The organism is Okeania sp. SIO2B3 (assembly GCF_010672525.1).
Taxonomy (GTDB): domain Bacteria; phylum Cyanobacteriota; class Cyanobacteriia; order Cyanobacteriales; family Microcoleaceae; genus Okeania.
Genome location: NZ_JAAHGH010000170.1, coordinates 1 through 9,557 on the forward strand (window position 1 = coordinate 1; position 9,557 = coordinate 9,557).

Annotated in this window: 10 protein-coding genes and 1 pseudogene; 5 read left to right on the forward strand and 6 right to left on the reverse strand. The window is 37.6% G+C overall.

The genetic code is table 11. From position 1 onward, the window contains the following. Positions 1 to 1,730: tetratricopeptide repeat protein (locus F6K15_RS36360; RefSeq protein ID WP_293070776.1), on the forward strand; the 1,730-nt coding region annotated here is incomplete at its 5' end. Positions 1,731 to 2,020: 290 nt separating this feature from the next. Here the strand turns inward: F6K15_RS36360 and F6K15_RS36365 are convergent. Both F6K15_RS36365 and F6K15_RS36370 read right to left on the reverse strand, forming a co-directional pair. Beyond that, on the reverse strand, positions 2,021 to 2,197 hold the full coding sequence (locus F6K15_RS36365) for an element excision factor XisH family protein (protein ID WP_293070778.1): 177 nt from the start codon (positions 2,195 to 2,197) through the stop codon (positions 2,021 to 2,023). Between the two features lie 47 nt (positions 2,198 to 2,244). After that, positions 2,245 to 3,207 carry a hypothetical protein gene (locus F6K15_RS36370; RefSeq protein WP_293070780.1) on the reverse strand — a complete coding sequence of 321 codons (963 nt, stop codon included), beginning with the start codon at positions 3,205 to 3,207 and terminating at the stop codon, positions 2,245 to 2,247. Between the two features lie 480 nt (positions 3,208 to 3,687). Between F6K15_RS36370 and F6K15_RS36375 the strand changes: the two genes are divergently transcribed. The 4 genes from F6K15_RS36375 to cobO all read left to right on the forward strand — a co-directional run bounded on the left by F6K15_RS36375 (position 3,688) and on the right by cobO (position 5,932). Beyond that, a complete protein-coding gene (locus F6K15_RS36375) occupies positions 3,688 to 3,969 on the forward strand; it encodes a hypothetical protein (protein WP_293070782.1) in 282 nt (93 codons plus the stop codon). A gap of 244 nt (positions 3,970 to 4,213) precedes the next feature. Continuing rightward, positions 4,214 to 4,432: a hypothetical protein gene (locus tag F6K15_RS36380; RefSeq protein ID WP_293070784.1), complete on the forward strand. Its 219-nt coding sequence runs from the start codon at positions 4,214 to 4,216 to the stop codon at positions 4,430 to 4,432. A 120-nt stretch (positions 4,433 to 4,552) separates the two neighbouring features. After that, positions 4,553 to 4,735, forward strand: a complete 183-nt coding sequence (locus tag F6K15_RS36385; RefSeq protein ID WP_293070786.1) for a hypothetical protein — start codon at positions 4,553 to 4,555, stop codon at positions 4,733 to 4,735. Between the two features lie 588 nt (positions 4,736 to 5,323). Continuing rightward, positions 5,324 to 5,932: a cob(I)yrinic acid a,c-diamide adenosyltransferase gene (gene cobO / locus F6K15_RS36390; RefSeq protein WP_293070788.1), complete on the forward strand. Its 609-nt coding sequence runs from the start codon at positions 5,324 to 5,326 to the stop codon at positions 5,930 to 5,932. On the opposite strand, the gene F6K15_RS36395 is transcribed toward cobO, so the two are convergent. The 4 genes and pseudogenes from F6K15_RS36395 to F6K15_RS36410 form a co-directional block, all read right to left on the reverse strand. Then, a complete protein-coding gene (locus F6K15_RS36395) occupies positions 5,929 to 6,123 on the reverse strand; it encodes a hypothetical protein (protein ID WP_293070790.1) in 195 nt (64 codons plus the stop codon). The genes cobO and F6K15_RS36395 overlap by 4 nt on opposite strands. 1 nt (position 6,124) lies before the next feature. Beyond that, complete coding sequence (locus F6K15_RS36400) at positions 6,125 to 6,583, reverse strand: hypothetical protein (protein ID WP_293070792.1); 459 nt, start codon at positions 6,581 to 6,583, stop codon at positions 6,125 to 6,127. A gap of 249 nt (positions 6,584 to 6,832) precedes the next feature. Then, on the reverse strand, positions 6,833 to 7,837 hold the full coding sequence (locus tag F6K15_RS36405; protein ID WP_293070794.1) for an RNA polymerase sigma factor, RpoD/SigA family: 1,005 nt from the start codon (positions 7,835 to 7,837) through the stop codon (positions 6,833 to 6,835). A 1,056-nt stretch (positions 7,838 to 8,893) separates the two neighbouring features. Further along, positions 8,894 to 9,557 (reverse strand): annotated as a pseudogene (locus tag F6K15_RS36410) (hypothetical protein); the annotation flags it as partial.

Below are 9,557 nucleotides of genomic sequence, written 5' to 3' on the forward strand. Positions count from 1 at the left end.
AAGATTTGCAGGAGATACGAGATGATGTGTTGTTGAATTTAAGTTTGCTGGAACGAAAGGATGAAGATATTTATCAGTTACATCCACTGATTAGAAAGTTTATGGTGGGTAAGTTGCAGCAGTTTGACTCTGTGGAGGAATGGAAACGTAGTTTTTGTCAGGTACTGGTAGAGGCGGCGAGGAAAATTTCCGAGAACATCACACTTGAGAAAGTTCAGGAAGTTGAGGTTGATATTCCTCATATTACGGAAGTGGCGGAACATTTGACTGAGTATTTGGGTGATGATGATTTGATTTTTCCTTTTACTAAATTAGGTTCATTCTATCGAGAGCAAGGATTTTATCGACAGGCAGAACCTTGGTTAGACAAAGGCAGAGAAATAGCAGAAAAACAGCTAGGTAAAGATAATCCTGATGTTGCGACTGTCTACAACGGCCTAGCTTTATTATATTATTCTCAAGGGAGATACTCGGAAGCAGAACCTTTGTACCAACAAGCTATAGAAATTGTCAAAATCGCACTGCCTACCAACCATCGAGATATTGCCACTCACCTCAACAACCTGGCTTTATTATATCAATCTCAAGGGAGATATTCGGAAGCGGAACCTTTGTACCAACAAGCTATAGAAATTGTCAAAATTGCCCTGCCTTCTAATCATCCAGAGCTTGCCAGAACTCTCCAAAACCTGGCTTTATTATATAATTTTCAAGGGAAATATGAAGCAGCAGAACCATTGTACAAACAAGCTATCGAAATCTTCAAATTAGCTCTGCCTGCTAATCATCCATATCTTGCGTCCACTTTCAGCAACCAGGCAGAATTATATCGTTATCAAGGGAGATACTCGGAAGCGGAACTTTTGTACCAAAAAGCTATAGAAATTGCCAACATTGCCCTACCTCCCAATCATCCAGATATTGCAATCCACCTCAACAACCAGGCAGAATTATATCGTTATCAAGGAAGATACTTGGAAGCAGAACCTTTGTACCAAAAAGCTATAGAAATTGCCAAAATCGCTTTGCTTGCTAACCATCCTTATCTTGCCACCTACCTCAACAACCTGACTTTATTATATGAATCTCAAGGGAGATACTCGGAAGCGGAACCTTTGTTGCAACAAGCCATAGAAATCTTCAAAATTGCCCTGCCTGCCAATCATCCATACCTTGCATCTATTTTCAACAACCAGGCAAATTTATATGAATCTCAAGGCAGATACTCGGAAGCGGAACCATTGTACCAACAAGCCATAGAAATCGACAAAATCGCCCTGCCTGCCAATCATCCAAAACTCGGCATCCACCTCAACAACCTGGCTTTATTATATTATTCTCAAGGTAGATACTCGGAGGCGGAACCTTTGTTGCAACAAGCCATAGAAATCAACAAAATCGCCCTGCCTGCCAATCATCCATCCCTTGCCAGAGACCTCAACAACCTGGCTTTATTATATGAATCTCAAGGGAGATACTCGGAAGCAGAACCTTTGTTCCAACAAGCTATAGAAATTCACAAAATAGCTCTGCCTGCCAATCATCCATCCCTTGCCACCCACCTCAATAACTTGGCAGGTTTATATAAATCTCAAGGAAGATATTCCGAAGCTGAACCTTTGTACCTACAAGCGTTGGATATGTTTGAACAAACATTAGGTCAGGAACATCCTAACACTAAAATTGTGCGAGAAAATGTCGAACTTTGTCGGCAACAACAACAGAGCTAGACACGAATTTTGCCACGGATACACTGATGATGAAAAATAATTAATCCGTTTATCCGGGCCCGAATCTGTGTCTAGCTGCTGATAACTGAAAAAGAGCGATCGCTATTGCCTAAATCCTGATCCATTCTCCTGTTTTTCATCTTCCTCTTCTACTAATTGAACCAAGTTTTCTACAGCACCGTAAACCCTGCCGCTTAAAAAAAGTATTATAAGCAAGCACAGGTGAGGATAAAAAAAAGAAGTTCCCTATTTCAATCGGAATACTTTCCTAGGTCATGCTGCGCAAACAGCTAGAGACACTGATAACTGATAACTGATAACTGATAACTGAATAGTTGCTCTGCACCTAAATCAATTTCCAATTTAGTTCCGCCTACTGGAAGTAGCAGGGGATCGTCGGTTATCTGCCATTCCTCCTTTTCCAAAGCAATTCTAACCACAGCATGAAATTTATCCTTAGCAGCCATTTTTACACTTCTCTAATTTACTTATTATTGTGGTCTAATTGTAATATTTATAGAACAGAAAAGCGCTGTAAAGTAAGAATACCAGCTTTTTTATCGACTACCAAGCGCCTGTCTTCTAACCAAGGCAAACCGATGATAATCTCTGGTATTCCATCACCAACAACAACAGGAACCTTCATTTCTTGACCGTCAAAAATAACAGTTCCCTCATAAATATCAAACAGAGATTCCCCCTCAGACCAATATTGCCAGCAGTAGCGCAACCTTCCCAGTAAGTCTTCCTCCTCCGGTAGAATAAGTCCGAGATTATTCTGAGCAAACCTGAGTATCTGAATACCCACATTCTCCGCAGGTACTTCCAACCAACAGATACCACCAGGGTAAGCAGACTTATGAGCAAGAGCGTATCGACGGGAAAGTTCCGTTTTACCCACACCCCCCATTCCCGAAACAGAAGCAACAGCAACCTTTTGATGACTTTTTAGCAATTTGTGGAGTTCAGCAAGTTCATTTTCCCTACCCACAAAAACCTTATTTTTTAAATATTCCTCCCCAGGAATATAGTATTTTTTAGTTTGAAAGATAGCATCAGACTTAGTTTGTTTCTCATCCCCAGAATTTGACTTACGTTTCTCCCACTCTTGCTCTAAAATTTCTAAATTTTTTTGCTTATCAGTACTCCACAACCTCAGCACAAACTTCCATTCTGATGCACCCTGAGTTTTTTCCCGTTTATCATCCAAAATCTGTAAAAATTCTGCCAGTTGTTTGAGCACTTCTCTAATTTCTTCTTTAGTCAACTTTTGACTATTATTTTTGTATTTTTCGGTCAGACTTTCCAAATATTTCAGTTTAGTTTTGACAAATAAATTAGCAGCATTACCCTGCCATTCTGCCTCTATTTCGACACCAGATAAATCTGTTAATTCCTGATTAGCAAATGCTAATAAAGCCTCCAATAAAAATTTGGCTTTTTCTTTAGTTTTTGGTCCTTTAGATTTTCTTGGCATATCCACAACTCCCTTAAGAAAGAAACTTAGGGGAATCCCCAAACTTTTTATTCCCCGAAGTTAGGTTTTGTCAATTATAGCAATACTTTCAGGAATTTCTCAAAGCCCTTGCTTCGGGGTATATATCCCAAGTTTTAATTGACTTATTAAATTCATACAGACAAAAAGTCATATAGCAATTCTGGCGTTGCTAATTCTGGGTATTATTTTGCCCCCCTAACCCCCCAATTTTTGGGGGGAATAAAACTCTAAAATTCCCCCAATTTTGGGTGATTTAGGGGGCTTGACTAGAACCAAACAATCGCGCATTCATACTTCAATTAAGCAACGCCCAATTCTTTAAATCTGTGAGGTACAGATATTCGATCCTTGAAAAGGGGGGGACTTCAAAGTCCCCCCTTTCTAAGGGGGATTTAGGGGGATTGATCGTAGGTTTACCTCATCCAAAAGAGAAATGCTATGCTTTTTTAGGAGGTCAAAATGTCTCAACAAATTATGGCAAAAGAAGATTTAATTGCTCAAATTATGGCAGCCGAATATCTCAATCCCAAAGCATTAGTTAGTTTTGGTATAACAAACGAAAAAGCTGCCAAAATGATTGGTATTTCTCTGCGTCAATTTTATCGCTATGAACATAACAAACCACCATTATCAGTGAGAAAATTAGGAGCAATATTAGCCCGTAAATTAATTGGTGAAGGGAAACAAATTCAGCCAGATTTAGTTTACATCATGGAAAGACATTTAAAATCAGAACAGTAGTGTATTTAGTTGATTTTCTGGGTAAAGACCTTTCCCTTACTTTCCCTGGAAGAGGGTCAGGGGTTCAGGTCTTTATTTGAAATTAAAATAGAGAAATAAATATTTGTTCATCCATGAAAAACAAACTATTTTTTCAATTCCAGATATACCATATCACTCAAAAAAAAAGAAGTAATAAAACAGATATACTGACACCATTTCAGTAGTTGTAGACAAAAAAAGAGTCAGCAATTAATATAAAAATATGAGGCAAAGAAGACCTCTAATTTCAGTCAAAAACACTTGGGGTATTATGCCACCAGAATTTAATTTTGACCGAGAAATTTTCTATCATCCAAGTCATATTCACCACAATAATTTTCACCATTATAGTCTTTTCCACCAAAAGTCTTGTGGTGTTGATGAAACAAACAGTGATGATGACGACTTAATGCCAGAGGTAGATAACTTTTTTGGAGATTAATTTTAACAGATAAAAAATCCACAAAATCCATCGCCTCTTAACCTAATTAATACCAGTCTCATCTCATAAATTGAGGCAGGTATCCTGAAAAAAATATCGTTCAATTTAAGGAATAATCTAATGAACTTCTTAACTTCTTTATTTAATTTTGGAGTTAGTTCTGTAGTAGGAGCTGTAGCTTCAGAAGTTGGCGGCGAAGAAGCTGGTCGTATAGCCAGGAGATTGACTGGTGTAGCTCTCAATGCAGCAGAAAATGCTGATGGTAATGACGACAGCGATGTAGATTTCGACCTTGATTTATAGAGCTAAATTTAGGGTTAGCTGAGTAGTTTAGGAGCAGGAAAATCTGATATTAATTCAGATAAATTATTAACCTGCTCCATTACTTTTGATGTAGCTTTATTGACAGCAAATTATAAGTATATAGCCAAATAAATTATTGAGTATAGCAGGGTATGTTTTGCTGTGCGACATGAAAATAAACAGCTTAACGCACCATAAATAGATGAAATAGGCACTCCATTAAATTTTATTAACCCACCACAAATAGCTGGAATAGGCGGTGCGTTAATGAAATGTAACGCACCCTACTGGACTATAAATTTTAACTCTAATAAATTATCCATTGGACTCTAATTTTTTTTCTCTTGAAATTTATACTGTATAGCAATTCTGTTTACATTGTAATATTTTAGTGGCAGTTAGGAGTCAGGAGTCAGGACTCCTAAGAAATACCCTAGCTATTTGTAGCAAACATTTATCAATTTGGTATTAAGTCTTCTTCCTTCTTCACTTCTTCCTTCTTCCTTCTTCCTTCTTCAGTTGACAAATTAAGATTAATTATGATAAAAAGCTACTTTGTACACTGATAACTGTTAACTGATAACTGAAATGACATCCCTAACTCCCGAACAATACAAACAGAAAATGCAGCGCCGCAAAGAAGTACAAGAACAACGAGTTTCTCAAGCAGCTAGGGAAAAAGGCTTAATTGTTGTCAATACTGGCAACGGTAAGGGCAAAACTACGGCAGCATTGGGTATGGTGATGCGTTCCTTGGGTCATGGTTATCAAGTGGCAATTATCCAATTTATTAAAGGTGCTTGGGAACCCGCAGAAAAAGCAGTTTTTACTAAATGGGGCGAACAAATATCTTTTCATGCTTTAGGTGAAGGGTTTACTTGGGAAACTCAAGACCGCGATCGCGACATTCAGAAAGTTTATGAAGCTTGGAATTTGGCTTTATCTTATATCCGCAACCCAGATTTTAAATTAGTATTACTTGATGAAGTTAATGTTAGTCTAAAATTGGGTTATTTAAAGTTAGAAGATTTGTTGGCTGGCTTAGAGGAGAAACCTGAAGATTCCCATGTTATTCTTACTGGTAGGGGTGCCCCTCCAGAATTAATTGAAAGAGCAGATTTAGTTACAGAAATGAAAATGATTAAGCATCCTTTTAGAGAGCAAGGTGTGAGGGCGCAACCTGGTATTGAGTATTAGACATCTCCAACAACAGAGGGAGTGGGAAGTGTGGGAAGTGTGAGAGGTTTGGGAGGTGTGGGAGGTGTGGGAAGTTTTGAGCTATTTACTGTATAAGTAAGTAAGTACATTTTTGTTGAAATTTTATACAGCAATTTTCCCTTCTGCCTTCTGCCTTCTGCCTTCTGCCTTCTGCCTTCTGCCTTCTTCAAATTACCAAGCCAAATTTTGATGGTTAGTTTGGCAAGTATTTAATATCCTGGCATCATTCTCACTAACTTGATTTATTGGGTAATATTTCTCTAAATCTACTATGTAGTCAGAAGCACTATTATCATAACTATCTACAACTTTTACATCTAAGCTATTTTGCTTATAAAATCCATAAAAGCAATAAAAAGCTGAATGGGGTAAATAAAGAGCGCCTATTACCTTACCATTTTTTAGCTGAAAGACAAAATACTCATTCTGAATTTGCTCTGGCTGAGAAGACTGACCAAAAAGGTGAATTCCATCAGCGAGCAATGTATGATCATAATCTGTTTTTGAAGAAAACTTTGGCCTTTCTTCCTTAAATTTAAGAGAAATAGTTTTATACTGTACTACTGGCCTATTTACCGTACTATAGGTCAATACTAAGTAGCTTGCGATCGCCACTAACCTAAAAATCACGAATATTACTTAATTATTATCTACATCATTATCATATCTGTAGAAAAGGATAAAAATCTATTCTTTTAACAAATTGTGTTAGTTTCTCAACTGTTAACAAAAGTTATTTCTTCCAATAGTTACTAAAGGTAGATAATAAATCAAAAAAAATCCTTGTAAAGATAATCATTAAAAAGAACTATCTCTACAAGGAACAATCAAAATTTGGTATTAACAATAGAGGGATCAATTTTAGGCAGATTTTAATACCTAACTAGCGACATATTCCCGCACCTTAGCTTGACGACGACGCAAATGGGCCAGAGCTTGATGTTCTAGTTGACGGACTCGCTCGCGACTAAGTTGTAGTCTCTCTCCCACTTTAGCCAAGGACATTTCTCTACCATCCTCAAGACCAAAACGCAATATTAATACACGACGTTGTTGATCGGTCAATTCTCCTAGTAGAGTATTTAAGTCCTGGCGCAACAACTCACGAGTAATATAGTCATCTGGAGAAGATGCTTCGTCCTCTAAAAGTTCTTGCAGTTCGGTGTCCTGATTATCTCCTACTCGTAAATCCAACGATATAGGATGGCGGGCCATCAAGAGATATTCTCTAATTTGAGAAGGCTCTAATTCTAAAGCTTGAGCAATTTCAGAAGGAGTTGGGGTACGACCCAAGCTCTGAATTAGTTCTCTCTGGACTCTTTTGATTTTGTTGAGCTTTTCAGTAATATGAATAGGTAAGCGAATAGTACGAGCTTGTTGTGCGATCGCTCTGGTAATTGCTTGACGTATCCACCAGTAAGCATAAGTAGAAAATTTGTAACCTCGCATGGGGTCAAACTTTTCCACTCCTCGCTCTAAACCTAAAGTACCTTCTTGAATCAGATCCAAGAATTCCATATTTCGTTTTTGGTACTTTTTAGCGATCGCTACTACTAAGCGAAGATTAGCTTCAATCATTTTTTGCTTGGCACGGCGACCATGCTTAATTATTTGGTTGAGCGCTTCTTCACTTAACTGTACATATTCTGCCCATTCTTGCTGAGTTGCTGCTCTGTCTAACTTTTCTTCTAATTTTTCCTTCGACTCCAAAAGTTCCATCATGTACTTAACTTTCTTGCCATACACAATTTCTTCCTCACGAGTCAGAAGTGGTACACGGCCAATCTCATGTAGATAAGTACGAACTGTATCCATTGAGGAGTAGGAGCTAGCAGTTAATTTGTTTGTCTTTTGAGTTTTCTTTTCTTGATTTAGTGTTGACATTTTTTCATAAACTCCTTATTTCAAATATCACAGTAGTTATTGTGTATTCCTATCAATGGGAATAATTTAAGATACAGCTACATGAGAATCAGCTTTCCCATCCCTACACAAATGCCATCAAGTGGTGAAAATTTTATAGTTGGAACTTTTTTTCTTTGCCAAATGGACTTATAAGGCAAATCTAATTTTTACATTATTTACATTGATAATAATTATACTTTATTTCTAAAGTAAACTCAGTATGAGTCCGCCTTTCTTCTTTGTAATACAAGTTTAGACTAAATTTAAAGGTGGAATGTTCATCCTGTCGGTAGAAATTTTAATTTGTCCAGGACTTAGGCACTAATAATAGATATAGGGTTTCTGTGCATTATGCTATTGGTAAGAAACCCTACTAATAGTGTTCATGCGTAAGTCCTATTGTCCTTAAAATTGCTAGCAGATTAGATTAACTCCAATCTATCTTTCACTATTTCCGCAAAACTTTGGTAAAATTATTATTTTAGTTATTTCCTATACATCGATAATGGCTCAACCAGCTCCTAAGAGGCAACTCTCAGAGCATAGAGATAACCGAACTATTCTCAACATTTGACAAAAGGCAATCATAATTGGTCTGTTTGTAGTTTTTATTAGCATTCCCTGAGAAATACCACCTAAAAACTTTGGATTTTTTAACTATTCCTCAACTGTGTATTACAGTGTAACACAAAAAGCTGATTTTTGCATCAATAATAAGAAATAATATTTAAAGATGTTAATGTTTGCTACCAAAGATTGATGGGGAGATGGGAAGATGGGGGGATGGGGAGATGGGGAGATGGGGGGATAGGGTGTACTGAAGTATTTTCAATTATGATATAGAAACGGAATCCGGTTATATAGTATATGTTTATAACTATACTTCAAGCCTTCAATCTCCCCTACTCCCCTACTCCCCATCTCCCCCCAACTATATAATAAGTGTTCAACCGGATTTGATATGAGTCCTTGCCTCAAACTTTGTGGGACACAGTGAGGTTGTGTCCCACAAAGTTTGCTGGTTATTGTAAGTAGTTAGAAAAAGCTTCCTCCATTAGAAAACTCATTGATTGGGGGATTTCCTGCCACAATTGGATCGGCCACAGTAACTCCTAATCTGACTGGAGCAAGACTAATAAAACCGTCAGGGACACTTGCATTTAAGGAAAAAGCTCCAAAAGGAATATCAGGTATCTCTGTATAAGTCAGGCGCAACAGATATTGAAACTCTGGTGCTAAAGTTAACTCCGCAGGAACACTTATGGGAGTATTGGTTACTGGTGAAAAAGTTGTTACATCTGATGGAACTCCCGGTCCAATTCTAGCATTAACACCACCACCACTATTATCGTTAGCTGCAACTAAAATAGCTTGTTGGTTAACCTCAAGCACAGGAGTATTTGGAGGAAGTTGATAAACTTCTAATAAGGGGTCAAAACCATTATTTGCACTGGTCAGATCGATTGTTAATGGAGTACCTGGTTTAGCATTTAAGAGATAATCTTCTTTAAAAACGAAACTTGTGTCTTCACGATTTCTCACAACTTCATCACCTCCATCTATCTGTCCATCAAAACGGATAATTTGTGGTATTGGTGGATTAGGGGGTGTTGGTGGATTAGGGGGTATTGGTGGATTAGGGGGTGTTGGTGGATTAGGGGGTGTTGGTGGATTAGGGGGTGGTGGAGGATTAATATTT

Excerpts from the sequence above, each read along its gene's own strand:
- F6K15_RS36380 (WP_293070784.1), top strand. The coding sequence starts at position 4,214 with ATGAGGCAAAGAAGACCTCTAATTTCAGTCAAAAACACTTGGGGTATT.
- cobO (WP_293070788.1), top strand. The coding sequence starts at position 5,324 with ATGACATCCCTAACTCCCGAACAATACAAACAGAAAATGCAGCGCCGC.
- F6K15_RS36375 (WP_293070782.1), top strand. The coding sequence starts at position 3,688 with ATGTCTCAACAAATTATGGCAAAAGAAGATTTAATTGCTCAAATTATG.
- F6K15_RS36405 (WP_293070794.1), bottom strand. The coding sequence starts at position 7,837 with ATGTCAACACTAAATCAAGAAAAGAAAACTCAAAAGACAAACAAATTA.
- F6K15_RS36370 (WP_293070780.1), bottom strand. The coding sequence starts at position 3,207 with ATGCCAAGAAAATCTAAAGGACCAAAAACTAAAGAAAAAGCCAAATTT.
- F6K15_RS36385 (WP_293070786.1), top strand. The coding sequence starts at position 4,553 with ATGAACTTCTTAACTTCTTTATTTAATTTTGGAGTTAGTTCTGTAGTA.
- F6K15_RS36365 (WP_293070778.1), bottom strand. The coding sequence starts at position 2,197 with ATGGCTGCTAAGGATAAATTTCATGCTGTGGTTAGAATTGCTTTGGAA.